25 protein-coding genes are annotated in these 25,237 nt (G+C 66.8%); 16 read left to right on the forward strand and 9 right to left on the reverse strand.

Translation table 11 applies throughout. From position 1 onward, the window contains the following. Positions 1–74 precede the first annotated feature (74 nt). Together STE01S_RS02220 and STE01S_RS02225 are read left to right on the forward strand one after the other, a co-directional pair. Complete coding sequence (locus tag STE01S_RS02220; protein ID WP_062764381.1) at positions 75–896, forward strand: DUF2306 domain-containing protein; 822 nt, start codon at positions 75–77, stop codon at positions 894–896. A gap of 36 nt (positions 897–932) precedes the next feature. Then, positions 933–2,492 (forward strand): S1C family serine protease, encoded by a 1,560-nt coding sequence (locus STE01S_RS02225; RefSeq protein ID WP_062764383.1) that lies wholly within the window; start codon positions 933–935, stop codon positions 2,490–2,492. A 27-nt stretch (positions 2,493–2,519) separates the two neighbouring features. On the opposite strand, the gene STE01S_RS02230 is transcribed toward STE01S_RS02225, so the two are convergent. Then, positions 2,520–3,209 carry a dienelactone hydrolase family protein gene (locus STE01S_RS02230; protein WP_062764385.1) on the reverse strand — a complete coding sequence of 230 codons (690 nt, stop codon included), beginning with the start codon at positions 3,207–3,209 and terminating at the stop codon, positions 2,520–2,522. A 260-nt stretch (positions 3,210–3,469) separates the two neighbouring features. On the opposite strand from STE01S_RS02230, the gene STE01S_RS02235 reads away from it, so the two are divergent. From STE01S_RS02235 to STE01S_RS02255, 5 genes are read left to right on the forward strand one after another with little or no spacing between them, the layout of a single operon-like run. Further along, positions 3,470–4,036, forward strand: coding sequence for a F0F1 ATP synthase subunit delta (locus STE01S_RS02235; RefSeq protein WP_058811089.1), 567 nt, complete (start codon positions 3,470–3,472; stop codon positions 4,034–4,036). Positions 4,037–4,074: 38 nt separating this feature from the next. Continuing rightward, a complete protein-coding gene (gene atpA / locus STE01S_RS02240; RefSeq protein ID WP_003043389.1) occupies positions 4,075–5,604 on the forward strand; it encodes a F0F1 ATP synthase subunit alpha in 1,530 nt (509 codons plus the stop codon). 57 nt (positions 5,605–5,661) lie between these two features. After that, on the forward strand, positions 5,662–6,537 hold the full coding sequence (locus tag STE01S_RS02245; protein WP_003043390.1) for a F0F1 ATP synthase subunit gamma: 876 nt from the start codon (positions 5,662–5,664) through the stop codon (positions 6,535–6,537). A gap of 24 nt (positions 6,538–6,561) precedes the next feature. After that, positions 6,562–8,100 (forward strand): F0F1 ATP synthase subunit beta, encoded by a 1,539-nt coding sequence (gene atpD, locus STE01S_RS02250; RefSeq protein ID WP_082813183.1) that lies wholly within the window; start codon positions 6,562–6,564, stop codon positions 8,098–8,100. 47 nt (positions 8,101–8,147) lie between these two features. Further along, entirely contained in the window at positions 8,148–8,405 is a 258-nt protein-coding gene (locus tag STE01S_RS02255) for an ATP synthase F1 subunit epsilon (protein ID WP_003043394.1), read from the forward strand. 75 nt (positions 8,406–8,480) lie between these two features. Here the strand turns inward: STE01S_RS02255 and STE01S_RS02260 are convergent, their stop codons facing one another. Beyond that, complete coding sequence (locus STE01S_RS02260; RefSeq protein ID WP_062764387.1) at positions 8,481–9,221, reverse strand: Crp/Fnr family transcriptional regulator; 741 nt, start codon at positions 9,219–9,221, stop codon at positions 8,481–8,483. Positions 9,222–9,352: 131 nt separating this feature from the next. On the opposite strand from STE01S_RS02260, the gene STE01S_RS02265 reads away from it, so the two are divergent. Next, a complete protein-coding gene (locus tag STE01S_RS02265) occupies positions 9,353–10,744 on the forward strand; it encodes a DUF1254 domain-containing protein (protein ID WP_062764389.1) in 1,392 nt (463 codons plus the stop codon). A gap of 42 nt (positions 10,745–10,786) precedes the next feature. Here the strand turns inward: STE01S_RS02265 and STE01S_RS02270 are convergent, their stop codons facing one another. Further along, positions 10,787–11,971, reverse strand: coding sequence for an SPOR domain-containing protein (locus tag STE01S_RS02270; protein WP_062764391.1), 1,185 nt, complete (start codon positions 11,969–11,971; stop codon positions 10,787–10,789). A gap of 258 nt (positions 11,972–12,229) precedes the next feature. On the opposite strand from STE01S_RS02270, the gene STE01S_RS02275 reads away from it, so the two are divergent. The 3 genes from STE01S_RS02275 to STE01S_RS02285 are packed head-to-tail and all read left to right on the forward strand — an operon-like array spanning position 12,230 to position 15,117. Continuing rightward, positions 12,230–12,952 carry a ParA family protein gene (locus STE01S_RS02275; RefSeq protein WP_003048766.1) on the forward strand — a complete coding sequence of 241 codons (723 nt, stop codon included), beginning with the start codon at positions 12,230–12,232 and terminating at the stop codon, positions 12,950–12,952. A gap of 17 nt (positions 12,953–12,969) precedes the next feature. After that, on the forward strand, positions 12,970–13,686 hold the full coding sequence (locus tag STE01S_RS02280; RefSeq protein WP_062764392.1) for a hypothetical protein: 717 nt from the start codon (positions 12,970–12,972) through the stop codon (positions 13,684–13,686). Positions 13,687–13,713: 27 nt separating this feature from the next. Beyond that, positions 13,714–15,117 carry an SPOR domain-containing protein gene (locus STE01S_RS02285; RefSeq protein ID WP_062764394.1) on the forward strand — a complete coding sequence of 468 codons (1,404 nt, stop codon included), beginning with the start codon at positions 13,714–13,716 and terminating at the stop codon, positions 15,115–15,117. Between the two features lie 111 nt (positions 15,118–15,228). On the opposite strand, the gene STE01S_RS02290 is transcribed toward STE01S_RS02285, so the two are convergent. After that, a complete protein-coding gene (locus STE01S_RS02290; protein ID WP_062764396.1) occupies positions 15,229–16,242 on the reverse strand; it encodes a helix-turn-helix domain-containing protein in 1,014 nt (337 codons plus the stop codon). 287 nt (positions 16,243–16,529) lie between these two features. Between STE01S_RS02290 and crcB the strand changes: the two genes are divergently transcribed. From crcB to STE01S_RS02315, 5 genes are read left to right on the forward strand one after another with little or no spacing between them, the layout of a single operon-like run. Then, positions 16,530–16,907, forward strand: a complete 378-nt coding sequence (gene crcB, locus STE01S_RS02295) for a fluoride efflux transporter CrcB (RefSeq protein ID WP_062764398.1) — start codon at positions 16,530–16,532, stop codon at positions 16,905–16,907. Further along, entirely contained in the window at positions 16,904–18,142 is a 1,239-nt protein-coding gene (locus STE01S_RS02300; protein WP_062764400.1) for an RluA family pseudouridine synthase, read from the forward strand. The genes crcB and STE01S_RS02300 overlap by 4 nt, the downstream gene beginning before the upstream one ends. After that, the gene (locus STE01S_RS02305; RefSeq protein WP_062764402.1) at positions 18,142–18,765 is read left to right on the forward strand and encodes an FMN-binding negative transcriptional regulator; all 624 of its coding nucleotides are present in this window, start codon (positions 18,142–18,144) and stop codon (positions 18,763–18,765) included. Before STE01S_RS02300 ends, STE01S_RS02305 begins: the two co-directional genes overlap by 1 nt. Then, positions 18,762–18,998, forward strand: a complete 237-nt coding sequence (locus STE01S_RS02310; RefSeq protein WP_003048754.1) for a hypothetical protein — start codon at positions 18,762–18,764, stop codon at positions 18,996–18,998. Before STE01S_RS02305 ends, STE01S_RS02310 begins: the two co-directional genes overlap by 4 nt. After that, on the forward strand, positions 18,995–19,684 hold the full coding sequence (locus tag STE01S_RS02315) for an ATP12 family chaperone protein (RefSeq protein WP_062764404.1): 690 nt from the start codon (positions 18,995–18,997) through the stop codon (positions 19,682–19,684). Before STE01S_RS02310 ends, STE01S_RS02315 begins: the two co-directional genes overlap by 4 nt. 25 nt (positions 19,685–19,709) lie before the next feature. Here STE01S_RS02315 and STE01S_RS02320 read toward each other — a convergent pair whose 3' ends face one another. The 5 genes from STE01S_RS02320 to dnaA all read right to left on the reverse strand — a co-directional run bounded on the left by STE01S_RS02320 (position 19,710) and on the right by dnaA (position 24,901). Beyond that, on the reverse strand, positions 19,710–20,513 hold the full coding sequence (locus STE01S_RS02320; RefSeq protein ID WP_062764406.1) for a crotonase/enoyl-CoA hydratase family protein: 804 nt from the start codon (positions 20,511–20,513) through the stop codon (positions 19,710–19,712). An 11-nt stretch (positions 20,514–20,524) separates the two neighbouring features. Continuing rightward, on the reverse strand, positions 20,525–21,136 hold the full coding sequence (locus STE01S_RS02325) for a 2-hydroxychromene-2-carboxylate isomerase (RefSeq protein WP_062764408.1): 612 nt from the start codon (positions 21,134–21,136) through the stop codon (positions 20,525–20,527). Positions 21,137–21,165: 29 nt separating this feature from the next. Beyond that, positions 21,166–21,816 carry a TetR/AcrR family transcriptional regulator gene (locus STE01S_RS02330; protein WP_003048746.1) on the reverse strand — a complete coding sequence of 217 codons (651 nt, stop codon included), beginning with the start codon at positions 21,814–21,816 and terminating at the stop codon, positions 21,166–21,168. After that, positions 21,813–23,336: an acyl-CoA synthetase gene (locus STE01S_RS02335; protein WP_062764410.1), complete on the reverse strand. Its 1,524-nt coding sequence runs from the start codon at positions 23,334–23,336 to the stop codon at positions 21,813–21,815. The genes STE01S_RS02330 and STE01S_RS02335 overlap by 4 nt, the downstream gene beginning before the upstream one ends. Positions 23,337–23,530: 194 nt before the next feature. After that, the gene (dnaA, locus tag STE01S_RS02340) at positions 23,531–24,901 is read right to left on the reverse strand and encodes a chromosomal replication initiator protein DnaA (RefSeq protein ID WP_062764624.1); all 1,371 of its coding nucleotides are present in this window, start codon (positions 24,899–24,901) and stop codon (positions 23,531–23,533) included. Positions 24,902–25,237: the final 336 nt, after the last annotated feature.

Genomic DNA, 25,237 nt, shown 5'->3' on the forward strand with positions numbered 1-25,237 from the left:
GCGCCACTGAATTTTTCAATCAAAACAACAGTTTCGAGACCCCGGCATCGACGGATCACAGTGGAGACTATCGAATGGCGACCATCGACCTATCGCAAACCGGCGGGAAGCGGGCGGCGCCGCGCGACTGGCTCCGGCTTTCCGCGACCCTCTGCTTCCTGTCGATCGCGGCGGGCCAGCTGCTCTTCACCGCCTTCATCCTGCTCTTCTACTACCCGCCGTCCTTGTCGGGCGACTTCGCCGCCTGGAATGCCAAGCCGCTGATCAAGGGCTTTGTGCCCGGCGATCCGGGCGGCAATCTCTTCTTTGCGGCGCATGTGCTGATGGCGGCGGTCATCACCTTCGGCGGGCTGGTGCAGTTGATCCCGGCGATCCGAGGGCGCTGGCCCGCCGTTCACCGCTGGAACGGCCGGCTCTATCTGCTCAGCGCCCTGGTGCTCGCGCTCGGGGGGCTCTGGCTGACCTGGGTTCGCGGCACGTGGCTGCACTGGGCGGGCGCGGTGGGGATCAGCCTCGATGCGCTGCTCATTCTTCTCTTCGGCGCGCTTGCATGGCGGGATGCGCGGGCGCGCCGGTTTGCGGCTCACCGGCGCTGGACGCTGCGCCTGTTCGCGGTGGCGAGCGCGGTCTGGTTCATGCGCGTCGGCTATATGGCATGGGGCATCGCGGCCGGCGGCGCGGGGATCGGCACGGCGATGGACGGCCCGTTCGACATCTTTCTGGCCTTCGCCAACTCGCTGCTACCGCTCGGCGTGACCGAACTCTATCTGCGCACCGGCGCGCGGAGCAAGCCCGCGGCGCGATCCGCCGTGACCGCACTGCTGGCGACGAGCGCGCTCGTCATTCTGGTCGGCAGCGCCGGGGCGTGGCTGATGATGTGGCGCCCCTACCTCTAACTTGCCTTCGCGCGCGCAGTGATTAGGTTCGCGGCCATGACCCGTCTTCTCGCACGCTTCCTCGCCCCCCTGCTTGCCCTCGTCGCCCTCGCGGTTCCCGCCCGCGCCGCTGACGATATCAGCGCGGTTTCGCGCAGCGTCGTCCGCGTCGTCACTGTCGCGATGGTCGATGGCGAGGTGGTCGGCTTCGGGCATGGCAGCGGCATCGCCATTTCGCCGACGCGTATCCTCACCAACGCCCATGTCGTCGAATCGGCGGCCAAATATCCGAACAATGTCGCGCTCGGCGTCGTCCCCTCCGAAGGGCAGAAGAGCTACGCCGGCAAGCTGATCGCGATCGATACCAAGCGCGACCTGGCGCTCATCGAAATGACCGAGGGGCGCGTGCCCGCCGCAGTCATCTATTCGGGGCCGTTCGAGGCAGGGGCAGAGGTCGTCGCGCTCGGCTATCCGGGCAATGTCGACCTTGCGACCGCGCAGAGCGCGACCGATTATATCACCCCGCGCAGCCCGGTGCGGAGCGAGGGCAATCTGTCGAACACCCAGGCGATTGAGGGCATCGCCACCTATGTCCACACGGCGAAGATCGCGCGCGGCAATTCGGGCGGGCCACTCGTCGACAGTTGCGGGCGCATCGTCGGCATCAACACCTTCATCACCCGCGCCGACGACGGCGATTCGCCCTTCGCCTTCGCGATCGCGGGGCGCGAGGTGACGCGCTTTCTGGGCGATGCCGGACAGAGTTTCGCGAGCGTCGGAACGCCGTGCCTGACGATGGCCGAGGCCGACGCCCGCGACCGCGCCGCGCTGGAAGCCGATGCGCGCGCGCTGGCGCAGGCCAATGCCGCGCGCGACGAGGCGGCGAAGCTCGACCATGACCTCAAGGCCGCGCGCGCCGAGGAAGCGGCGATGACCGCGCGTGAGAACCGCATGGCGCTTGCCGGGGTGCTGTTCGTGATCGGCGCGCTCGGCGCCGGGGCGGCGCTGCTCTTCTACAATCAGAAGAATATGCGCGGCGCCAAGATCGCGGGGAGCGCCGGGGCGGCGCTGATGCTGTTCGCGGCGCTGCTCTTTGCGACGCGGCCCGATGCGCATGCGGCGCTCGACGCGGTCGAAGGCGACACGGCCGATACGGCGAAGCCCGACGGCGCCAAGCTCGCCGAAGGCAATTATCTCTGCACGATCCGCCCCGACCGCAGCCGCATTACCGTGTCGTCGACCACCGACGTCCCCGTCGCGATCGCCGCGAACGGCTGCGTCAACGACCGTACCCAATATGCGATGGGCGCCGACGGCCGCTGGCAGCGCATCCTGGTTCCCAATGAGGAGGCGACCGTGACCGTCGCGTCGATCGATCCGGCGGCGAAGGATTATCGCGTCGACCGCTATCTGCTCGATGCGGACACGATGAAGCTGGCGCGCGAGGCGCGTTCGGGAATCACGCTGAAGGCCTGCACCACCGACGCCGACGCGCTTGCTGGCCTGGCGACGCAGCAGGAGGCGATTCGCGCCGTGCTGCCCGCCAGCCCGAACGAGCGGCTCGTCTATCAATGCCAGAAGGCGGCGGCAGGGGTGGGAGCAAAGCCAGCGCCCTGATGCGGCGCGGGGCCGTGGTAGCGACTGCTACCCCCCGCACGCCTTGAACAGCATCAGCGTGCGGTCCCGCGCGAGGTCGGCGCTCGGTTCGTGATAATCCTTGCGGCGGTCGCTGTTGAAGCCGTGGCCCGCCTCATAGACGAAGATTTGCGCGGTCGGATGATCGCGCGCGATCAGCGCCTCGACGCCCTCCATCGGAATGCCGCCGTCGAAGCGGCCGAAATGGGCGATGGCGGCGCACCCCGGCGCCTCGTCCTTGAACATCGTCGGGACGAGGCTGCCGTAATAGGAGGAAGCGGCGGCCAGATCGGGGCTGATCTGCGCCATCCGCCACGCGACCGACCCGCCGTAGCAATAGCCGGTGATGAAGACCGGCCCCCCAGATATTTTGGCGCCTTTCAGGGCGTCGATGCACGTCTGCGCATCCTTCAGGCTCTGCTCGAACGGATGGAGTTCGCGCGCCAGCTGCACCGCGCGCTCGAACTGCGGCCCCGAATAGTCGCTTTCGAACCCCGGATGCTCGCGGTCGAACAGCGCGGGCGACAGCACCTCATAGCCGTCGGCCGCATATTCGTCGCACAGCTCGCGAATATGATCGGTGACCCCGAAGATTTCCTGGACGAGCACCAGACCGCCGCGGCGTTCGCCCTCTGCCGGCGCATGATAGACGGCGATTTCCGCGCCATCGTCCATCGTCATGCGGATCATTTCGCCCATCGGCCTTGCCCTCTTCCGTGCGTGCCGCGCCTGTCGTGGCGCGATCCGTGTTTCGCACCTGTTTGGAGAAAGTCGGGCGCTTCGACAAGCGCGACGCAGAGGGGGGCGGAAGGTGAAGCGGATTCCTCCCACCCCCACCTTGCATTGCAACAGAATCGTTGCTAGGCGCGCCGCGACTTCGCGCGGGGGTGGTTCGTCGAATTTCCCCGAAAACCGCGCGACCAAATCCCCCACGGGATCGTAGAGAAGGACTTTCGCGCGTGGAGAATTCCGGCGGCATTCAGGGCAACATCACGGCGGGCCTCGCGGGCCGCTATGCCAGTGCGCTGTTCGATCTGGCGAGCGAATCGAAGGCGATCGACGGCGTTCAGGCGAGCCTTGCGACGCTGCAGACCGCGCTGACCGATTCGGCCGATCTGGCGACCCTGATTTCGAGCCCCGTCGTCACCCGCGGCGATGCCGAAAAGGCAATCGAGGCAGTGGCCAAGGCGCTGAAGCTCGATTCGCTGACCGCCAAATTCCTGGGCGTGCTCGCCGAGAATCGCCGCCTTGCCGATCTGCCCGCGATGATCGACGCCTATCATGCGATCGTCGCGGCGCACCGCGGCGAAGTGACCGCCAAGGTCACCAGCGCCCACCCGCTGAGCGCCGAGCAGTTGAAAGCGCTCGCCGCCAACCTCAAGACCCGTGTCGGCCGCGACGTGAAGATCGCGACCACCGTCGACCCCGCCATTCTCGGCGGCCTCGTCGTCCAGCTGGGCAGCCAGCTGATCGACGGCAGCATCCGTACCCGTCTCAACAGTTTCGCCCAGGCGATGAAGGGCTGAACAGCCCGACGCCAAATTGCCCGATGAAAGGCTGAATAATGGAAATCCGCGCCGCTGAAATCAGCAAGGTCATCAAGGACCAGATCGCCAATTTCGGGACCGACGCCACGGTCAGCGAAATCGGTTCGGTGCTCTCCGTCGGTGACGGCATCGCCCGCGTCTATGGCCTCGACAATGTCCAGGCCGGCGAGATGGTCGAATTCGCCAATGGCGTGAAGGGCATGGCGCTCAACCTCGAAGCCGACAATGTCGGCATCGTGATCTTCGGCTCGGACAGCGAGATCAAGGAAGGCGACACCGTCAAGCGCACCGGCACGATCGTCGACGTCCCCGTCGGCAAAGGTCTGCTCGGCCGCGTCGTCGATGGCCTCGGCAACCCGATCGACGGCAAGGGCCCGATCAAGGCCGACAAGCGCATGCGCGTCGAAGTCAAGGCGCCGGGCATCATCCCGCGCACCTCGGTTCACGAACCCGTCCAGACCGGCCTCAAGGCGCTCGACGCGCTCGTCCCCGTCGGCCGCGGCCAGCGCGAACTGATCATCGGTGACCGTCAGACCGGCAAGACCGCCGTCGCGATCGACACCTTCATCAACCAGAAGGACGTCAACAAGGGCGACGACGAATCGAAGAAGCTGTACTGCATCTACGTCGCCGTCGGTCAGAAGCGTTCGACCGTCGCGCAGATCGTCCGCCAGCTCGAAGAAAATGGCGCGATGGAATATTCGATCGTCGTCGCTGCGACTGCGTCGGAACCCGCGCCGCTCCAGTATCTCGCCCCCTATGCCGGCGTGACGATGGGCGAGTTCTTCCGCGACAACGGCATGCACGCCGTGATCGTCTATGACGATCTGTCGAAGCAGGCCGTCGCCTATCGCCAGATGTCGCTGCTGCTCCGCCGCCCGCCGGGCCGCGAAGCCTATCCGGGCGACGTTTTCTATCTCCACAGCCGCCTGCTCGAGCGCGCTGCGAAGATGAACAGCGACAATGGTTCGGGCTCGCTCACCGCGCTGCCGATCATCGAAACGCAGGCGGGTGACGTTTCGGCGTACATCCCGACCAACGTGATTTCGATCACCGACGGCCAGATCTTCCTCGAAACCAACCTGTTCAACGCGGGTATCCGTCCGGCGATCAACGTCGGCCTGTCGGTGAGCCGCGTCGGCTCGGCCGCGCAGACCAAGGCGATGAAGAAGGTGTCGGGCTCGATCAAGCTCGAGCTCGCACAGTATCGCGAAATGGAAGCCTTCGCGCAGTTCGGTTCGGACCTCGACGCGTCGACGCAAAAGCTGCTCAACCGCGGCGCGCGCCTGACGCAGCTCTTGAAGCAGCCACAGTTCCAGCCGATGCCGTTCGAAGAGCAGACCGCGTCGATCTTTGCCGGCACCAACGGCTATCTCGACGCTGTCGCGACGACCGACGTGTCGCGCTACGAAGCGGCGATGCTCGCCTATCTGCGTAGCGACCATGCCGACGTGCTGAAGGCGATCCGCGACACCAAGGATCTTGGCGACGACACCAAGAAGAGCCTGGTCGCGGCGCTCGACGCCTTCGCCAAGATTTTCGCGTAAGCCAAGTTACCGTGAGCCCGGCCTCCTGCGCCGGGCTGACGAACAAGAGGGGCCGTAATGGCATCGCTTAAGGAACTCAAAGGGCGGATCGTCTCGGTCAAATCGACCCAGAAGATCACCAAGGCCAAGAAGATGGTCGCCGCCGCCAAGCTGCGCAAGGCGCAGGCCGCGGCCGAAGCTGCGCGTCCTTACGCCGAGCGGCTCGAAGGCGTCGTCGCCAGCCTCGCCTCCAAGGTCGGCGCGTCGGATTCGGCGCCCAAGCTGCTGTCGGGCACCGGCAAGAGCGACACGCACCTTCTCGTCGTGCTCAACAGCGACCGCGGCCTTGCCGGCGCGTTCAACTCGAACATCGTCAAGGCGGCACGCGACAAGGCTTTGGCGCTGCAGGCCGAAGGCAAGACGGTTCGCTTCTTCCTCGTCGGCCGCAAGGGCCGGCCGGTGATCGCCCGCCTCTTCCCCGGTCAGATCATCGAGCAGTATGAAACGACCGGCATCCGCGATATCGGCTTCGATCAGGCGAACGAGATTTCGGCGAAGGTGATGGAGCTTTACGAAGCCGGCGCCTTCGACGTCGCGCACCTCTTCTATTCGAAGTTCCGCTCGGCGCTGCTCCAGATCGCGACCGGCCAGCAGATGATCCCGGTTCCGCCGCCGGCCGACGTTCCGGCGTCGAGCGGCGCCGCGGTCGAATATGAACCGGGCGAGGAAGAGATCCTTGCCGACCTCTTGCCGCGCAACGTCACCATCCAGATCTTCAAGGGCCTCCTTGAAAACGCCGCGTCCGAACAGGGCGCGTCGATGACCGCGATGGACAATGCGACGCGCAACGCGGGCGAGCTGATCAACAAGCTGACCATCGTTTACAACCGCACGCGTCAGGCGGCGATCACCACCGAACTTATCGAGATTATCGCGGGCGCCGAAGCGCTCTAATCGATCAACCCAAGGAAGAAGACCATGGCTACCGCTCCCGCTGAAAAGAAGGCTCCCGCCAAGAAGGCCGCCGCGCCCAAGGCTGCTGCGCCGAAGAAGGCCGCTGCGCCGAAGGCTGCTGCGACCGGCACCGCGACCGGCCGCGTCGCACAGGTCATCGGCGCCGTCGTCGACGTCCAGTTCACCGGCCCGCTGCCCGCCATTCTGAACGCGCTCGAAACCGACAACAATGGCAACCGCCTCGTCCTCGAAGTCGCGCAGCACCTTGGCGAGAACACCGTCCGCACGATCGCGATGGACGCGACCGACGGCCTGACCCGCGGCCAGCCCGTCACCGACACCGGCGCGCAGATTTCGGTTCCCGTCGGCCCGCAGACGCTTGGCCGCATCCTCAACGTCATCGGCGACCCGATCGACGAGCGCGGCCCGGTGAACAGCGACATGACCGCACCGATCCACGCCAAGGCTCCCGAATTCGTTGACCAGTCGACCGAAGCGGCGATCCTGGTCACCGGCATCAAGGTCATCGACCTGATCGCGCCCTACGCCAAGGGCGGCAAGATCGGCCTGTTCGGCGGCGCCGGGGTCGGCAAGACCGTTCTTATTCAGGAACTGATCAACAACATCGCCAAGGGCCACGGCGGCGTGTCGGTGTTCGCGGGCGTCGGTGAACGCACCCGCGAAGGCAACGACCTCTACCACGAATTCCTCGACGCCGGCGTTATCGCCAAGGACGCCGACGGCAACCCCACCCCCGACGGGTCGAAGGTGGCGCTGGTGTTCGGCCAGATGAACGAGCCCCCGGGCGCCCGCGCTCGCGTGGCTCTCTCGGGCCTGACCATGGCCGAATATTTCCGCGACCAGGAAGGCCAGGACGTTCTGTTCTTCGTCGACAATATCTTCCGCTTTACCCAGGCGGGTTCGGAAGTGTCGGCGCTGCTCGGCCGTATTCCCTCGGCCGTGGGCTATCAGCCGACGCTGTCGACCGACATGGGCGCGTTGCAGGAACGCATCACCTCGACCACCAAGGGCTCGATTACCTCGGTGCAGGCCATTTACGTCCCGGCGGACGACTTGACCGACCCGGCTCCCGCCACCTCGTTCGCCCACTTGGACGCGACCACGACGCTGAGCCGCGCGATTTCGGAGCTTGGCATCTATCCGGCGGTCGACCCGCTCGACTCGACCAGCCGCGTTCTGACCGCCGCGACGGTCGGCCAGGAGCATTACGAAACCGCCCGCCGCGTTCAGGAAACGCTGCAGAAGTACAAATCGCTGCAGGACATCATCGCGATCCTGGGCATGGACGAGCTTTCGGAAGAAGATAAGCTGGTCGTCGCCCGCGCACGCAAGATCCAGCGCTTCCTGTCGCAGCCGTTCCACGTCGCCGAAGTCTTCACCGGCATCCCCGGCAAGTTCGTGCCGATCGAGGAAACGGTGAAGTCGTTCAAGGCCGTCGTCGATGGCGAATACGACCATCTCCCCGAAGCGGCCTTCTACATGGTCGGCGGTATCGACGAAGCGGTCGCCAAGGCCGCGAAGCTCGCCGAAGACGCGGCCTGAGGATAACGGCCCCTCCCTTTCGGGGGAGGGGTTGTAGGAATAGAGATATGGCTCTGAAGTTCGAACTCGTTACCCCCGCCCGCCTCGAGCGGTCGAGCGACGTCTATATGGTCACCGTGCCGGGCAGCGAAGGCGATTTCTCGGTGCTCGAAGGCCATGCGCCCTTCATGGCGACGTTGCGCAACGGCCCGCTGACCATCTATGCGACGAACGGCGCCCAGCCCGAAACGATCGAGGTCGAAGGCGGCTTTGCCGAAGTGAACGAAGCCGGCCTCACCGTCCTCGCCGAACATATCGCCGGCTGACGCCGCGCGTCGCTTGCCGGATCGAAAAGGGGCCTTGCGGCCCCTTTTTTTGTCGGCGGTGCCGGGGCAGGTCGCCTAATCGCGCTGCGCCGCGAGGCGATCGAGCGCCGCGGGGTCGCGGATGGTGATGCGGTTGTAATCGATTGCGATCAGCCCCGCCTCCTCGAAACCGCGCAGCAGCTTGTTCACGCTCTGGCGCGTGACGCCGAGCATCGCGCCCAACTGCTCCTGCGGCAATCGCAAGCCCACGTCGGTCCCCTGTTCGCCCGCGATGCCGTGGATGCGCGCGAGGTCGGCGAGCGTCCACGCCATACGCTGGTCGAGCGATCCGAGCTGCTGGTCGTTGAGCAGCCGCAGGCTGTCACCCTGCCGCGCGCACATCAGCAGCGCGATGTCGCGCCACAGGATCGGATCGGCGTCGAGGATCGCGCGCAGCCCGGCGACCGGCAGATGCACCAGCGTCGTATCCATATGCGCGCGGTAGGCGAAGCGGATCGGCGGATCGTCGAGCAAGCGAACAAGCGCGAGCACCTCGAACGGCCCCGACAGGCTGAGCACGAACTTGCGTCCGGCGGCGCTGCCGCGGCTGACCTCGACCCCGCCTGCCGCGATCACGAAAATGTCGCGTTGTTCGGGATCGCGCGCGAAGATTTCGGCGCCGCGCGGATAGTCGGCGGTGCGCGCGATGCGGGCAAGGTCGGCAAGCCGCGCCTCCGGCCAGGCAGCGAAGAGCGGGCAGCGGCGCAGCACGGCCAGCCGGTCGCCGTGCGCCGGCGCTGTGCCTTCCCCCACGCTTTCCCGCGACTGCGATGCCATGGCCTCTCCTCCCGCCGCGCATAGTAGGCTGCGGCGGCAATTTTCCTAACGAGATTGTCGCCCCGATGACAGACTGCGCCCGCCCGCCCCGCTACGGCGTCCATGCAAAGTGGAAAGAGGAGTGAGGTGCGATGAAATATCTGTTGGCGCTGCTGGCGATGCTCGCGAGCACGCTGTCGGGCACGGCCGTGCAGGCGGCTCCGGCGAGCGAGGAGGAGGCCTATGAGATCGGCCTCGACGCCTATACCTATGGCTATCCGATGGTGCTGATGGACACGACCCGACGCGTCTCGACCAATGCCGGTGCGCCCGGACGGCTGCGCGCGCCGATGAACGATTTCTCGCACATGCAGACCTATCCCGACGCGACCTTCAAGGATGTCGTGCGCCCCAACGCCGACACGCTCTATTCCTCGCTATGGTATGACGTGGGCAAGGAACCGCTCGTCCTGACGCTGCCGAAGACCGCCAGCCGCTATCATGTCGTGCCGATCATGGACATGTGGACCGAAGTGTTCGCATCGCTGGGTACGCGCACGACCGGCAACGACGGCGGTACCGTCGCGCTGGTCGGTCCGCATTGGCAGGGCAAGCTGCCCCAGGGCATGCGGATGGTGCGCAGCCCGACCGACATGGGGTGGATCATCGGGCGCATCCAAACCAACGGCCCCGCCGATTACGACCATGTCCACCGCCTGCAGGCAGGCTATGATGCTGCGCCGCTGTCGCAATGGGGCAAACCGCGCGCCGCCACGATGCCGACGGTCGACAGCAGCGTCGACATGAAGACGCCGCCGGTGGTCCAGGTCGCACAGATGACGCCCGGCGCCTTTTTCGCGCGCTTCGCCGAGGTGATGAAGCGCAATCCGCCGCACGCGACCGATTACGCGATCCTGCTGCGCATGGAGCGCGTGGGGCTGGTTCCGGGGCAGGATTTCGACCTCGCAAAGGCCGATCCGGCGGTCCAGCGCGGCCTGACGCGCGCCGCGGCCGACGCCTATCAGCGGATGCTCGATCGCCGTAAACGGCTGGCGCTGACGCGCAACAATTGGGTCGCGCTGGGCAATGCGCTGGGCGTTTATGGCAATGACTATCTGCAACGCGCCTTCGTTGCCTATGCCGGGCTGGGTGCGCTGCCGCCCGAGGAAGCCATCTACCCGATGGCGCCGCTCGACAGCGAGGGCAAGCCGCTGACCGGTGCCGCACGCTATGTGCTGCATTTCGACAAGGACCAGCTTCCGCCCGCCGACGCCTTCTGGTCGCTGACCATGTATGGCGAAGATCAGTTCTTCGTCGACAATCCGATCGACCGCTATGCGATCGGCGATCGCGACAAGCTGGCGTTCAATGCCGACGGATCGCTCGACCTCTATATCCAGAAGGATGACCCCGGCGCCGACAAACAGGCCAACTGGCTGCCCGCCCCCGCCGGGTCCTTTTCGATGAACCTGCGCCTCTACCTGCCCGAGCGCGCGGCCCGCGAAGGCCGCTGGACGCCGCCCGCAATCAAGCGGCTGCCCTGAAGCGAGTTGAGGTAACGCGAAGCGGGTCTGCCGCGCCGACGGCTATTTGTCGACGACGAGGCAGGCCTGTCCGCTCTTCTGGAGCGTGGCGCAAAAGCCTTGGGCGTCGGCGCGGGTCGTAAAGCCGGTGGCGTGAAGGCGCGTGACCGACCCCGCCTTGACATAGGCGGGGGTCTGGGCCGCAACGGCGGGATATTTGCGCGCCAGCGCCGCCCACAATTTCTTCGCGTTGCCATCAACCGCAAAGGCGCCGAGCTGTGCGCGCCAGGGGCCGGCAGTTGCGGCGCGCACCGGCGCGGGCTTGGGCGCGGCATCGGGCGTCGCCGCCGGTTCGACGCGGATACGCTTGGGCGCCGGAGCCGCGGCCGGGGTTGCCGGCAGCGGGCCCGCCAGCGGCGGCGCAGCATAGCTGGTCCCCGGCTTGGCGGCGGCCGTCGCGGCGACGGCATCGGCGGTCGCTTCGCTCGCGGCGGTGGCGGCGTCGCGCGCCTTGGCGGGCTTCGTGGCGGAGGGCTGCGGCTCGATGAGCGGCGGCGGCGTATAGCTCGCGCCCGGTTCGGAGGCCGGCAGGCTGGCGGTGCGGATCGTCGGCGCGGGCGCTGCATCGGGCGCCGGGGCGCCAGCACTGACCGCCGCGAGCCGCGCGCGCGTTTCGTCCTTTTCCATCTGCGGCAGCATCGCCAGCCCGCGCTGGCGCTGATCGAGGGGGACGAGCTGGTCGAGCTGGACCAGGCGCGCCGAAGCGACGGTCAGTCCGGCGTCGCTCGCGCGCTTGGTCAACGCGTAGCTGCGCGGCCAGTCCTTGGCGATGAGGTCGCCGTTGAACAGCGCGGTGCCGAGCACATATTGCGCACGCGGTTCGCCGCGTTCGGCCGAGCGGATGATATAGGGCATGGCTTCCTTTTGCCGCCCGGCGGTGAAGATGACGAGGCCGAGATTATCCTCGGCCTGCAGATGGCCCTGTTTTGCGGCGCGGCGATACCAGCTTTCGGCCTGCGTCAGATCGACGGGCACGCCGCGCCCGAGCTTGTACGCCTGCCCCAGATTGAACTGCGCATCGGCATCGCCGGCGAGCGCCAGCGGCCGCCATTCGGCCACCGCCTTCGCGAAATCGCCAGCCTGCCACGCATCGACGCCATCCTTGACATCGGCTTGGGCGGGCATCGCGAGCGCAAGGGCCGAAGCGATCGGAAGCGCGAGGCGCAGCGCGGTGCGAAATGAACGCATCTTATTCTCCAATGACTTGCGCCGCACCGGGCGGGCGGCAGTCGCGGGAGCCGGTCCTAGCCCCAAATGGCTAACAGCCCCTTAGCATAGGGGCCGGGCGGACCGAAGTTGCCCCGCTTCGGTACAGGTCGTTGCTGACGCCTTGTTAACCTTGTTTCTGCGCAATTCGTTCACCTTCTTTTTATCATCGTTAACCCAATTTTAGCTCCCTGCATGGCATTCCCCCGCCAATTCGTTGATTTTATCAGGGGGACAGCAGTGCGCGTTCTGGCATTGGCTTCACAAAAGGGCGGGTCGGGCAAGACGACCCTGTCGGGGCATCTGGCGGTGCAGGCCCAGCTTGCAGGCGCCGGTCCGGTCGTCCTGATCGACATCGATCCGCAGGGTTCGCTGGCCGACTGGTGGAACGAACGCGAGACCGATCTGCCGGCCTTTGCGCAAACGACGGTCGCGCGGCTGGCCTCCGATCTCGAGATTTTGCGCCAGCAGGGCTTCAAGCTCGCGGTCATCGACACCCCGCCCGCGATCACTATGGCAATCCAGAGCGTGATTTCGGTCGCCGAACTGATCGTCGTCCCGACGCGTCCGAGCCCGCACGACCTGCGCGCCGTCGGTGCCACCGTCGACCTGTGCGAACGCGCGGGCAAGCCGCTGGTGTTCGTCGTCAACGCGGCAACCCCGAAAGCCAAGATCACCAGCGAAGCGGCGGTTGCGCTGTCGCAGCACGGCACCGTCGCGCCGGTGACGCTACACCATCGCACCGATTATGCGGCTTCGATGATCGATGGCCGCACGGTGATGGAGGTCGATCCGAACAGCCGTTCGGCCGACGAGATCCGCCAGCTTTGGACCTACATCAACGACCGGCTGGAAAAGAATTTCCGCCGCACCGTCTTCTCCGCTCCGATGCCGGCACAGCCCGGCTACGGCACCGTCCGCCCGATGGGCGGCGGTTTCGGCCGCCGCATGGCCGGCCAGTGAACGGGGGAGTAGAAAAAATGGGCGAACCCAAACCCCTCGCATCGCTGAGCGCCGGACTACTGGCCCGCAAGGGCGCTGCACGGCCTGCCATGCGCCGCCAGCCGCTCGGCAGCGGCCCGGCAGCGACCTTCGGTCAGCAGGGCTATGACGATCTGGGCTGGAACGACATGGGCTATGATGTCGACCCGCAGCAGTCGTCGGAACCGGCACGCATGGTCGATCTGAAGCCGCTGCTCGCCGGATCGGTGCTCGATCATAATGCCGCCGCCGAACATGCGGTCGACGCCAGCACCGGCCACGAACTGATCACCGAAGAAGCGGCCGACCTGGCGCCCGCCGACATGGCGCCGCTCGATCCGACGCCGGTCGATCTGACGGGCGCGCCCGCGGCCGACTTTGCTCCCGAAGCAGTCGAAGTTCCCGAAATCGTTCGCCAGCAGGAATCGCTGATCGAGCGCGTCGCGGCCGTCGCCCGCAAGGTCGAGGCGCGGCCCGAACCCAAGGCGAAGAAGGACAAGGCGCCGCGAACGCAGCGCGCCCGCGAAAAGGCGGCGTTCACGCTCCGCCTCGACGCCGAACGCCATCTGCGCCTGCGGCTTGCAAGTGCGGTGACGAACCGGTCGGCGCAGACGATCCTGACCGAACTGCTCGACGATTATCTGTCGGCCTTGCCCGAAATCGACGCGATGGCGAGCCGCCTGCCCGCCGCGCGCCCGCTGCGCAAGTCGGCCTGATCCGGACCAGATAAAGGGGGACCTGACATGAACCGCAACATGCTGATGAAGCTGGCCGTTTCGGGCTTTGTCCTGGGCGTTACCACGACCGGGTGCGCCGCACCCGGCAAGGTCGCCGCGGGGCCGAACGATGCCGCGGGCAAGCCCGAGGTTGCCGCCGCGTCGGCCGAGAAGGCGCGTGCCGCCCTTGAGGACGGCAAGGTCAGCAAGGCGGTCGGTCTTGCCGAAGCCGCGGTCGCGGCAAGCCCGCGCGACGGCCATTACCGCGCGCTGCTCGGCCAGGCCTATCTGAACGACGGACGCTTCGCCTCGGCGACCGACGCCCTGTCGGAAGCGATGGAGCTGGGCGTCAAGGACAGCAACACGGTGCTGGCGATGACGCTGGCGCACATCGCGCAGGGCAAGACGTCGCAGGCGGTGTCGCTGCTCAAGGAAAATTTCGATACCGTTCCGGCCCCCGATCTCGGCCTCGCGCTCGCGCTGGCCGGTGACACCGAATCGGCGATCTATATCCTGACCGAAGCCGCGCGCGCCGAAGGCGCGACCGCGCGCACGCGGCAGAATCTGGCGCTGGCGCTTGCCCTGTCGGGCCGCTGGGCGCAGGCGCGCATCGTCGCGTCGCAGGATCTGTCGCTCGCGAAGGTGGAAACGCGCATGGCCGAATGGTCGAAACTGGCCGAACAGCCCAACTCTCAACTTCGCGTCGCGAGCCTGATCGGCACGACGCCGCAACAGGATGCTGGGATGCCGGTGCGCCTTGCGCTCAGCAATTTCGCCGGTACGCAGATGGCCGCCGCCGACACCGCGCCGGCCACCGACGCCCCGGTTCTGGCGAGCGCCGATCCCGCGCCGGTCGATCAGTTTGCGCCGCCGCCGCCGCTGCTCGCCAGTGCCGACAGCGCTATCCGCACGGTCGAACTGCCGATGCCGCAACGCGACGCCAATGGCGTCGTGCCCGTCACCGATCTGCCGCAGCCCAAGGCCGCGCCGGTCATCATGGCCGACGCCAAGCCCTATCGCGCCGCACCGCGCGTCGCGGGCGATTATGTTCGCAAGCCCTCGCCCGAAGCGAAGGAACTGGTCGCCAAGGTCATGCCGCGCGTCGCCGCTTTCGATGCCGCCAAGCCGCAGGGCTGGGCCGTCCAGCTCGGCGCCTATGACAGCCTGGGCATCGCCAAGGAAAAATGGGGCGTGCTGAAAAAGCGCAACGGCGTGCTGGCCGCATATCCGGCTTCGAGCCATTCGGCGGTCGTCGATGGCCGCACTTTCTTCCGCCTGACGGTGAACGGACTCGGCTCGCGCGCCGACGCCGTGAAGCTGTGCAGCAGCCTCAAGGCCCAGGGCCAGAGCTGCTTCGTCCGCGAAATGGGCGGCAGCGAGGCGATCCAGTGGGCATCGGCGGGCAAGCCGGTGCGCATGGCCGCGCGCTGAACAAAGTTTGCCCCTTCCACCAGAGGAAGGGGTTGAGGGGGGAAAGGGGCGTAGCCGGGGGGCCGCGCCCCTTTCGCGTTTGAAGGCCCTCTCCCCTGGGCGCGCCGACGCCTATTCGTCGAGCGCCTCGAAATAGCGCGCCATCGCCTCGTTCGCGCCGTCGGACAGCGCGATGAAGATGCGCCGCCCGTCCTGCGGATCGGCTTCGCGCAGGAAAATCCCCGCATCGGTCATCGTCTTGATCCAGCGCAGCGCCGTCGTCGCGGGGACCGCGGCGGCGATGCACAAGCTCGACACCGACACCGGCTGCCGCTCGAGCCGCGCCGCATAGAGATCGAGCAGCATGTCCCAGGCGGGATCGGCGAACAGATCGGCGGCGAAATATTGCTCGCGCATCCGGCGCTGGCGCAGCATGTGGCGCACCGCCTTGGCGCGCTGACGGTCGCGGGTGCGCTCTTCGGGTTCGAAACTGCGCGGCATCACCGAAAAATCGCGCGTCGGCGCGCGCACGCCGGCGTCATAGCCGACGATGCCGCCACCCGGGCGCGGCGCCCCCGCCAGTCCCGGCTGCCCCGCGAGTTCGCCCAGCAGACGCGAAATGCGCGCCACCTCATCCTGCAACCGGTCGATCCGCTCCATCGCCTCGTCGCGCGAAATATCGTGGACGGCGAGCCGCGCCGACGGGCGCGCTGCGGCAAGCGCGACGAGGCGTTCGGCGGGGTCGGCATCGACCAGCCATTGGGTGCGCAAAGCGTCAGGCACGGCAGCAGCGACGCGATCGAGCGCGGCAAGCGTCGTTTCGCAGACAAGGCCGCATTGCCGTTCGGCCGCCGCCGCCATCAGGTCGGCGAAGGTTTCGCTCTCGATCGCCTCCGCTCCGGCGATCCACAATATGTCGGCGGCGATCATCGCGCGCAGATGCCCCGCGGCGCGCATCGACGGCACCGCCGCGACAAGCCGCACCCCCGCGACACGGTCAACGTCGGGACAGGCCGCATCGCAGCCGACAAAAAGCAGGCGCGCCGGCGCCCCTTCGTCGCGCGGCGCCGACCATGCCGTCCGCGTTTCGTTCAGCCCTAAAGGAAAGACCGGTTTCGCCGGTCGCATATCGATCATCTGTTCCATTTCGACGCCCTTCCCTGTCGCCCTGGTCCATCGCGGTACAACTATGCCGTCACAGCGGCTCTATTCACCTTTTGTTCGTTCCCATTTGCCGCCGAAACGGACCCAAGCACAACGATAGCCTGAGTCGACGCGCGCCGACGGACGGGAAGAAGGTCCGATCTGGACATGTTTTGTTCTCATCGTCAAGCCCCCTTGGCGATGATCCCGGTCGCCGACAGGGAGCGATGCGACCATCAACGGGCGATCGCCCGCTTTGCGCCACGCGCTTTTGCGGCTAGGGCGAGCGGATGAACGGACTTTTCCCTGTCATGGTCGGCGGTGCGATCGGCGCGGGTGCGCGGCACCTGGTCGGCCAGATCCTGCTCGCGCGGCTTGGCCCCGGCTTTCCCTGGTGGACGTTGTCGGTCAATATCGCCGGCAGCTTGATGATGGGGCTGCTGATCGGCTGGCTCGCGCGCAGCGGCGGCAGCGATCAGGCCCGACTGTTCCTGGGCGTCGGGGTGCTGGGCGGCTTCACCACCTTCTCCTCTTTCAGCATGGAATTCTGGACTTTGTTCGAACGCGGCCAGATGGCGCAGGCGGCTGCCTATGTCGGCGCGTCGGTCATCATCGGCATTGCGGCGTGCGGCGTCGGAATGGCGACGATACGGCAGCTTCCGGCATGAGCGGCGACAGCGCCATTGTCGCCGAAGAAGATGACGGCATCCGCCTCGACCGCTGGTTCAAACGGCACCGGCCCGGCACGCCCCACGCGCTGATCGCGCGCTGGGCCCGGTCGGGCGAGCTGACCATCGACGGGCGCAAGGCCGATGTCTCGGACCGGATCGAGGCGGGGCAGACAATCGCGATGCCGGTGCCGCCCGCGGCGCCATCCGGCCCCCGGCCGCGCAAGGAAAAAGCGCTGTCGCCGGCCGATGTCGCGCTCGCCGAAGCGATGGTTATCCACCGCGACAAGAGCGCGCTGGTGCTCGACAAGCCGCCGGGCCTCGCGACGCAGGGCGGAACGAAGACCGACAGTCATGTCGACGGCCTGCTCGGCGCCCTGCAGGGCGATGCCGCCGTGCGCCCCAAGCTGGTCCACCGGCTCGACAAGGATACGTCGGGCGCGCTGCTCGTCGCGCGCACCCCGCGCGCCGCTGCCTGGTTCGCGAAGGCATTTTCGAACCGCAGCGCGCGCAAGACCTATTGGGCGATCGTTGTCGGCGTCCCCGACATCGCGCAGGGCGAGATCGACCTGCCGCTCGCCAAGCAACCCGGATCGGGCGGCGAGAAGATGCACGTCGACGAAAAAGGCCTGCCGTCGAAATCGCGCTATCGCGTCATCGAACGCGCGGGCAACAGTGCGGCGTGGGTCGAACTGCAGCCGCTGACCGGCCGCACGCATCAATTGCGCGTCCATATGGCGGCGATCGGCCATCCGATCGTCGGCGACGGCAAATATGGCGGCAAGGGCGCGTTCCTGACCGGCACGATCAGCCGCAAACTGCACCTGCACAGCCGCCGGCTGCGCATCGACCATCCCGATGGCGGCGCGATCGACATCAGCGCGCCGCTGCCGCCGCATTTCGCCGAAAGCCTGGAAGCGCTGGGCTTCGACCCGCTGCTCGGCGACCTCCTGACCGAAGAGGCGCCGCGCGCATCGACCAAGACGGTGCAGAAGGCGAAGGCCAAGGCGCATGCGAAGCAGGTGCGCAAGGCAAGGCGCGGCGAACGGCGCGGCCGTGCCGAAGCGAAGGTCCAATCGAAACCGGGGGCGGCCAAACCAGCGAAGTCGAAACCGGGGACGGCGAAATCCGGTGCACCGAAGCCGGGCGGCAAACCGCCTGCAAAGCGCGGCCCGGCGAAGCCCGGCGCCGCCAAGACGGGCGCCCGCGGTCCGGCGCCGCGAAAGCCGCGCTGATGCACCCCAATCCGGCGTTCCGGCCCCGGCAGGACGATCTCGCCGCGCTGCTGGTGCGCGAAATCGGCTTTGCCGCCATTTTCGCGGCGACGCCCGACGGCCCACGCGTCGCCCACGCCCCCGTCGTGCTCAGCGCCGACGCGACGACGCTGCAATTCCACCTCGCGCGCGGTAACGGGCTGACGAAGCATCTTGCCGGCGCGCCGGCACTCGCGGTGGTGCAGGGCCCCGATGCCTATGTCAGCGCCAACTGGTACGCCGACGCCGCAACCGCGGTGCCGACGTGGAATTATGTCGCGGTCGAGATGGAAGGCGTGGCGCGCAAGCTGGGCGATGCCGAACTGGTCGCGCAGCTCGACACGCTGTCGACGCTGCACGAGGCACGCGCCGGCGAAAATCCGCCGTGGACGCGCGCCAAGATGGACGCCAACCATTTCGCGCGGTTGACCGGCGCAATCACCGGCTTCGAGATGCGGATCAGCGCATGGCGGCCGACGGTGAAACTGTCGCAGAACAAGGATGCAGCCGAGCGCGAGCGCGTGGCAGCGGGAATCGAGCGGACGGGCCACGGCGCCCTCGCGCATTTGATGCGCCAGCTCGCAGGCGATAAGGCGGGGGCATGAGCAACGAACAGGACCGGCTGGCCAAGAAGCGCTTTTTCGCGCTGTCGGCGATGCGAATCGTCGGCGCGCTTTTCATCATGGCGGGTTTCGTGCTGATCCGGGGCGGCTGGGCCATCGCCGGTCAGCCCACCGATCGCTGGATCGGCGTGATCGTCGTCCTGACCGGCGTGTTCGATTTCGCAATCATGCCGCGCATCCTGGCGCGCCGCTGGCGGACACCGCCCGCGCCATGAAACGCTTCTGGAAGACTGCCACGACCGTCCCGCAGGACGGCGGCCGGGGCATCGCGCTTGACGGGCGCCCGGTGCGCACCCCCGCGCGCGCGCCGCTGGTGGTGCCGAGCGAGGAGCTTGCCGAAGCGATCGCCGCCGAATGGAATGCGCAGGGCAGCGACATCGATCCGGCGGCGATGCCGATGACCGGTATCGCCAACGCCGCGATCGATCTGGCGACGGGCGACCGCGCGGCCTTTGCCGAAACCATCGCCGCCTATGCCCAGACCGACCTTCTCTGCTACCGCGACGACCGCGATGCCGCGCTGCAAGGCGAACAGGCGGCGGCCTGGAATCCGCTGCTCGCCTGGGCGGAGGCGCGGCACGGCATCGAATTCGCGCTGGCGCAGGGCGTGCTCCCGATCGACCAGCCCGCCGCAACGGTGGCGGCGCTGCGCGAGGCGGTGCACGCGCTCGATCCCTTTCGCCTCGCGCCGCTGTCGCCGCTCGTCACCATCGGCGGTTCGCTCGTCGCCGGGCTCGCGCTCGTCGAAGACGCGTTCGCCGCCGACATGCTGTGGGGGGCGGTCAGCCTCGACGAGCTGTATCAGGAACGCCGCTGGGGCGCCGACAGCGAAGCGCAAAAGGCGCGCGCCCGCCGCGCCGCCGATTGGGGCAATGCGGCGCGGTTCTTGCGCTTACTCTGATGAATCGATGCTCTGACGCCTCCGGTCAATCGGCGAAGTCGGGCTTGCGTTTCTGCATATGCGCCATCACCGCCTCCATCTGATTGGGGGTGCGGATGACCTTTATCTGTTCGTCGCTTTCTGCCTGCAGGATTTCGGCATCGCTCGCGTCGGCAAGCATGTTGCACAGCCGCTTCGCGCCCCGGATCGCATGCGGATTCTTGCCCGCGATCACCGCCGCGAGTTCCATCGCCTTGGCGAGCGGTTCTTCGGCGACATGCGTCGCAAAGCCCAGCGCCTTCGCCTCGACGCCATTGAATTCGCGGTTGGTGTAGATCATCTCGCGCAGCACGTCGTCGGCAACCTGGGTGCGCCACAGCGCCATGCCGGCGACATCGGGGACAAGGCCCCAGCGCATTTCCATGATCGCGATGCGCGTATCGGGATGAACGATGCGGATATCGGCGGCGGCCATGATCTGGCTGCCCGCGCCAAAGGCGACGCCGTGTACTGCCGCAATCACCGGCACCGGCAGTTCGCGCCAGCCCCAGGCGGCATATTGCGCGTTGTTGGCAAGGCCGCGCGTCCGTTCGGCGAGCCCGCCGCCAGCGCTGCTTGCGCCCGGATCGCGCTCGCCGCCGAGGCTGGAGAGATCGAGTCCGGCGCAAAAGGCGCGCCCCTCGCCCGACAGGACGACGACGCGCAGCCCCGCGGTCGCCTTGAGCTGGTCGACCGCCGCCGCAAGCGCCTCCCACATCGCCCCGTCGAGCGCGTTCATCTTGTCGGTGCGGATCAGGCGGACGTCGGCGATGCCGTCGTCGAGCATGGTGATCGAAATACGGTCCTGCATGGAGAGTCCTCTCAGGCTTTCAAAAGCGCCGCTTCGACGAGCGGCAGTTGGTCGTTGCCGAAATACATATCATCGCCGTCGACGAACATCGACGGCGAACCATAGCCGCCGCGCGCGATCACCTCGTCGGTATTGGCGCGCAGCCGCGCCTTGACCGCATCGCTCGCCGCCGCATCGCGGATCGCCGCGCCGTCGAGGCCCGCGCGCGTTGCTGCCGCTTCGAGCACCGCAGGGTCGTCGAGATTGTCTTGCGCGCCGAAATAGGATTCGAACGCCGCCCGGGCGAAGGCGATCAGCGCCGGTTGATCGGGCTCGAGCGCGGTGGCGAAGCGCATCGCCGCGACGCTCTTTGCCGGATGCCAGCGGGAGGGGAAATTCATCTCCACCCCCGCGAGCCGCGCCCAGTCCCCCAGCACTTTCCAGCTATGTTGCAGCTTGCGATTGTCGCTCTGTTCGCGCACCGCATAGACCGATTGGTTCACCGCGTTGAACACCCCGCCGACCAGGATCGGCCGAAAGGTCGCGCTGGCGCCGGTGCGCGCGATCAGCGGCTGGACGTTGGTGAACGCCAGATAGGTCCAGGGCGACGACAGGTCGAAAAAGAATTCCAGATGGCGCGGCATGATCGATCCTTTGCAAATGAAAAGGCGCGTCAGGCCTGCAGGTCGGCCTGTTCGATCGCGCGGTGGAAGCGGCGCGCCACAGCGGGATCGAGCCGGTCCTCGAACAAGGTCAAATGCCGTTCGACCGTCCAGCGCGCGCTATCGAGGTCGCCGACCGCCGCCGGGTCCATCTCGCGCTGATATTCGAGGCCGAAGCGCAGGATCACGAGCGCATTGGTGCAAAGATCGCCGAGCCGCGCGCGCGACCAGTCGAGGTAGCCGCGATCGATCATCGCGCCGAGATAGAGCATCAGCTGGCCGTGCACGCGTTCGTACCAGCCGTCGATGTGGTCGAGAATGATCGGGCTCGATTCGCCATAATCGGCGCGGTCGCGATAGAGAAAGCGGAAGGTATGGAGCTCGCGCTGCATGCAGGCGAGCAGTGCGACATATTCTTCGATCAGATCGCCGTCATCGGACGGCTGCAGTTGCAGCCGCTCTTCGATCGCCTCGGCGAAATCGGCGCTGATCGCGTCGAGGAGCGCGCGCTTGCTTCGGAAATGATACCAGAGATTGCCCTCGGCGATCCCGACATCGGCGGCGATCGCCGCGGTCGATACGCTGCCGAAGCGCTGTTCGTTGAACAGGCGCAGCGCGGCGGCGAGGATACGGTCGCGCGTCTTGACGCGGGGTGCGTTCACGCCTTCTTTTCCCAATATTGGTCGCGCAGCAGCCGCTTGTAGAGCTTGCCCGTATCGTGGCGCGGCAGCGCCTCCATGAAATCGATGCGGCGCGGCACCTTCACGCCCGACAGTTTCTGGCGCGCATAGGCGCCAAGCTCGTCGCGGAATTCATCGGTCGCGTCGGCCATGTCGGCGGGCTGAATCACCGCGATCACCTCCTCGCCCATTTCCTCGTGCGGGCCGCCGACGACCGCGACATCGGCAACTTTGGGATGGGTGACGAGATGGTTTTCGATCTCCTGCGGATAGATGTTTACCCCACCCGAAATGATCATGAAGCTCTTGCGGTCGGTGAGATAAAGGAAGCCGTCGGCATCGAGCTTGCCGACGTCGCCGAGTGTCGACCAGCCCTTCGAATTGCGGCTCGACGCGGTCTTTTCGGGGTCGTCGTGATATTCGAACACATTGTCGCTTTCGAAGAAGACCGCACCCTCCTCGCCCACCGGCACTTCGGTTTCATTGTCCTCGCCGACGATGTGGACGATCCCCAGGATCGCGCGGCCGACGGTGCCCTTGTGCGCCAGCCAGTCCTGGCTGGTGGCGAAGGTCATGCCATTGCCCTCCGACCCCGCATAATATTCGAGCAGCACCGGCCCCCACCAGTCGATCATCGCCTGCTTGACCGGGACCGGGCACGGCGCCGCAGCGTGGATCGCGCTCTTCATCGACGACACGTCATATTGCGCACGCACCTCCGCGGGCAATTTGAGCATGCGGACGAAATGGGTGGGCACGAACTGCGCCGCGTTGCAGCGATAATGCTGGATCGCCGCCAGCGCGGCTTCGGGATCGAATTTCTTCATCAGCACGACGGTGCCGCCAAGCCGGTGGATCGTCATCGACCAGCGGAGCGGAGCGGCGTGATAGAGCGGCGCGGGCGAAAGATAGATGCTGTCGGCGTTGATCCCGAACGCCGCCGAGGCGAGCATCACGAGGCTGTTCGGCGCGTCGATCTCCTCCTCTTCGGGCAGCGGTACCTTGACCCCCTTTGGCCGGCCGGTCGTCCCCGACGAATAGAGCATGTCGACCCCGGCGCGTTCGTCGGCGATGCGCGTCGCGGGCATCGCGGCCAGCGCGTCCTCGATTCGGGTCCATCCGGCAATCTCGCCCCCCATCGAATAGCGCTCGATCCGCGTTTCGAGCTGGAGCGCCGCGGACGCGAGGCTCGCCGAGACGACGAGCATCTTTGCGCCCGAATTTTCAAGGATATAGTCGGTCTCGTCCTGCGTCAGCCGCGACGAGATGCAGACATAGCGCAGCCCCGCGCGCTGGGCGCCCCAGGTCAGACCATAATAATGCGGGGTGTTTTCCAGCATGAAGGCAACGACATCGTCATGCTTCAGCCCGTGGCTGCGAAACAGCTGCGCGGCGCGGTTCGACGCTGCGTCGAGCTCGGCATAGCTGATCGTCTCGCCGGTTTCGGCGACGATCACCGCGGGTTTGTCGGGCGAACTGGCGGCATGAACAGACGGGTGCATCGGGCATCTTCTCCAAGGGGCTTTTGGTTTCTTTATGTCCCGCGATCAGTAGCAAGCTGAAACTTTCGGTCAAGCCGCCGTAGGGTGAAGACCCTAGGATATGCCGATGTCAAAATGGGCGCAGTTTCGCGGCGGCCGAAGCGCCCGCCGATCCCGGCAAAAGTCCGGGGATAAGCCCGGTATAAGTCTGTGGATCAGTTGTTGAGGCTGCGCCGGATCGCGGCGATTTCGGCGTCGAGTTCGCTGTCGGTCACGCGCAGCGCCTCGACCGTGCGGACCGCGTGGATCACCGTCGAATGGTCGCGCCCGCCAAAGCGGCGGCCGATCTCGGGATAGGAGCGCGGCGTCAGTTCCTTGGCGAGATACATCGCGACCTGGCGCGGGCGCGCGACCGCGCGGACGCGGCGTTTCGACGCCATTTCGGCCTTGTCGAGCCGGTAATGGGCACAGACCGCACGCTGGATTTCCTCGATCGTGATCCGCGGGCGCGCGCTGCGGACATTTTCGGCGAGCCGATCTTCGGCGAGCGCCAGATCGACCCTGGCGCCGGTCAGCGCGGCATAGGCGAGCAGCTTGTTGAGTGCGCCTTCGAGTTCGCGGATGTTGCGCGTGAAATGGCGGACCAGATAGGCGACGACGTCGTCGGGCACTTCGACCATCGGCATGGCGGTAAGGCGCTGGCGGATGATGCGTTCGCGCAGATCGTCCTCGGGGGCCTCGATATCGGCGACAAGCCCGCCCGACAGGCGCGACAGCAGCCGCGCCTCGACCCCGTCGAGCATCGCGGGCGGCCGGTCGGCGGTGACGACGAGCCGCTTGCCCGCGGTCATCAGGTCGTCGATCGTGTGCAGCAGCTCTTCCTGCGTCGAATTCTTGCCGATCACGAATTGCAGATCGTCGAGGAGCAGCAGATCGGCAGCGCGGAGCCGCGCCTTGAACGCCATCATGTCGCCGCCGCGCATCGCGCCGACGAATTCGAGCATGAATTTTTCCGCCGACATCAGGATGATGGTCGCGGTCGGATGCGCGGCAGCATAGTCCTGCGCGATCGCCTGCAGGAGATGCGTCTTGCCCTGCCCGGTGCCCGAGCAGAGATAGAGCGGGTTGAACTGCGGCGTTTCCACCATCGCCATGCGGCGCGCCGCATTGGCAGCGAGGATGTTCGAGCGCGCGACGACGAAGCGATCGAAACAGAGCCGCGGATCGAAGCCGAGCAGCGCGGGATTGGCGGCGCGCACGGCAGCCGGCGCTGACGCCTCGAAGCTCGGCAGCGGCGCCGAGGCGAGCACGGTCGCCCGCTCGGCAGCGGCGACTCCGCCGCGCACCGACACGCTGCGCACCGCGGGCAGTAGTTGGCGCCACGCCAGTTCGAGGCGCTCGCCGAATCGTTCGTTGATCCAGTTGGCCGAAAAGCGGCTCGCGGTTTCCAGCGTCACGACGCCCGACAGGGTGCAATATTCGGCGAAACGGACGGGCTTCAGCCAATGGTCGAAGGTGCGCGCGCCCAGATCGCGGCGCAGCCCTTCGGCCACGCGCGGCCAAAGCGTCGCGGCATCGGCGTTCATCGCTTCCATGCCTGCTTTGTCGTCACGCCTGTCCCCGCTTTGCACCACAATCCATGCCCCCGATATGCCCCCACGGCGGCCCGATCGCCCCGCAGCCCACCACATGCCGATCCGGGCGCCCACGCCGGGGCGCAAGCATCCTGTCCCGGGCGCGCAGCCCGAAGCTTTCCGAATCATGTCGATGTGGCGGCCGCCGGCGAAGGCCAACGACGCCTTTTTCTAGGCAGGGGGAGACGAGTCGATCAAGGGTGCGGAGCGTAAAAAATCTGAAATAAAATTCTTGACTCGCAAGGGGGCGCGGAAACGCGTTGGAGGGCAATATTTCCTATATTTTTC

This window comes from Sphingopyxis terrae subsp. terrae NBRC 15098, assembly GCF_001598815.1.
Lineage (GTDB): Bacteria > Pseudomonadota > Alphaproteobacteria > Sphingomonadales > Sphingomonadaceae > Sphingopyxis > Sphingopyxis terrae.

What these genes read in the sequence shown, in the direction of transcription:
- STE01S_RS02245 (WP_003043390.1), top strand. Translation starts at nt 5,662, where the DNA reads ATGGCATCGCTTAAGGAACTCAAAGGGCGGATCGTCTCGGTCAAATCG.
- STE01S_RS02255 (WP_003043394.1), top strand. Translation starts at nt 8,148, where the DNA reads ATGGCTCTGAAGTTCGAACTCGTTACCCCCGCCCGCCTCGAGCGGTCG.
- STE01S_RS02230 (WP_062764385.1), bottom strand. Translation starts at nt 3,209, where the DNA reads ATGGGCGAAATGATCCGCATGACGATGGACGATGGCGCGGAAATCGCC.
- atpA (WP_003043389.1), top strand. Translation starts at nt 4,075, where the DNA reads ATGGAAATCCGCGCCGCTGAAATCAGCAAGGTCATCAAGGACCAGATC.
- crcB (WP_062764398.1), top strand. Translation starts at nt 16,530, where the DNA reads ATGAACGGACTTTTCCCTGTCATGGTCGGCGGTGCGATCGGCGCGGGT.
- STE01S_RS02320 (WP_062764406.1), bottom strand. Translation starts at nt 20,513, where the DNA reads ATGCAGGACCGTATTTCGATCACCATGCTCGACGACGGCATCGCCGAC.
- dnaA (WP_062764624.1), bottom strand. Translation starts at nt 24,901, where the DNA reads ATGAACGCCGATGCCGCGACGCTTTGGCCGCGCGTGGCCGAAGGGCTG.
- STE01S_RS02260 (WP_062764387.1), bottom strand. Translation starts at nt 9,221, where the DNA reads ATGGCATCGCAGTCGCGGGAAAGCGTGGGGGAAGGCACAGCGCCGGCG.
- STE01S_RS02325 (WP_062764408.1), bottom strand. Translation starts at nt 21,136, where the DNA reads ATGCCGCGCCATCTGGAATTCTTTTTCGACCTGTCGTCGCCCTGGACC.
- STE01S_RS02305 (WP_062764402.1), top strand. Translation starts at nt 18,142, where the DNA reads ATGCACCCCAATCCGGCGTTCCGGCCCCGGCAGGACGATCTCGCCGCG.
- STE01S_RS02225 (WP_062764383.1), top strand. Translation starts at nt 933, where the DNA reads ATGACCCGTCTTCTCGCACGCTTCCTCGCCCCCCTGCTTGCCCTCGTC.
- STE01S_RS02285 (WP_062764394.1), top strand. Translation starts at nt 13,714, where the DNA reads ATGAACCGCAACATGCTGATGAAGCTGGCCGTTTCGGGCTTTGTCCTG.
- STE01S_RS02265 (WP_062764389.1), top strand. Translation starts at nt 9,353, where the DNA reads ATGAAATATCTGTTGGCGCTGCTGGCGATGCTCGCGAGCACGCTGTCG.
- STE01S_RS02290 (WP_062764396.1), bottom strand. Translation starts at nt 16,242, where the DNA reads ATGGAACAGATGATCGATATGCGACCGGCGAAACCGGTCTTTCCTTTA.
- STE01S_RS02315 (WP_062764404.1), top strand. Translation starts at nt 18,995, where the DNA reads ATGAAACGCTTCTGGAAGACTGCCACGACCGTCCCGCAGGACGGCGGC.
- STE01S_RS02220 (WP_062764381.1), top strand. Translation starts at nt 75, where the DNA reads ATGGCGACCATCGACCTATCGCAAACCGGCGGGAAGCGGGCGGCGCCG.
- STE01S_RS02310 (WP_003048754.1), top strand. Translation starts at nt 18,762, where the DNA reads ATGAGCAACGAACAGGACCGGCTGGCCAAGAAGCGCTTTTTCGCGCTG.
- atpD (WP_082813183.1), top strand. Translation starts at nt 6,562, where the DNA reads ATGGCTACCGCTCCCGCTGAAAAGAAGGCTCCCGCCAAGAAGGCCGCC.
- STE01S_RS02280 (WP_062764392.1), top strand. Translation starts at nt 12,970, where the DNA reads ATGGGCGAACCCAAACCCCTCGCATCGCTGAGCGCCGGACTACTGGCC.
- STE01S_RS02335 (WP_062764410.1), bottom strand. Translation starts at nt 23,336, where the DNA reads ATGCACCCGTCTGTTCATGCCGCCAGTTCGCCCGACAAACCCGCGGTG.
- STE01S_RS02300 (WP_062764400.1), top strand. Translation starts at nt 16,904, where the DNA reads ATGAGCGGCGACAGCGCCATTGTCGCCGAAGAAGATGACGGCATCCGC.
- STE01S_RS02270 (WP_062764391.1), bottom strand. Translation starts at nt 11,971, where the DNA reads ATGCGTTCATTTCGCACCGCGCTGCGCCTCGCGCTTCCGATCGCTTCG.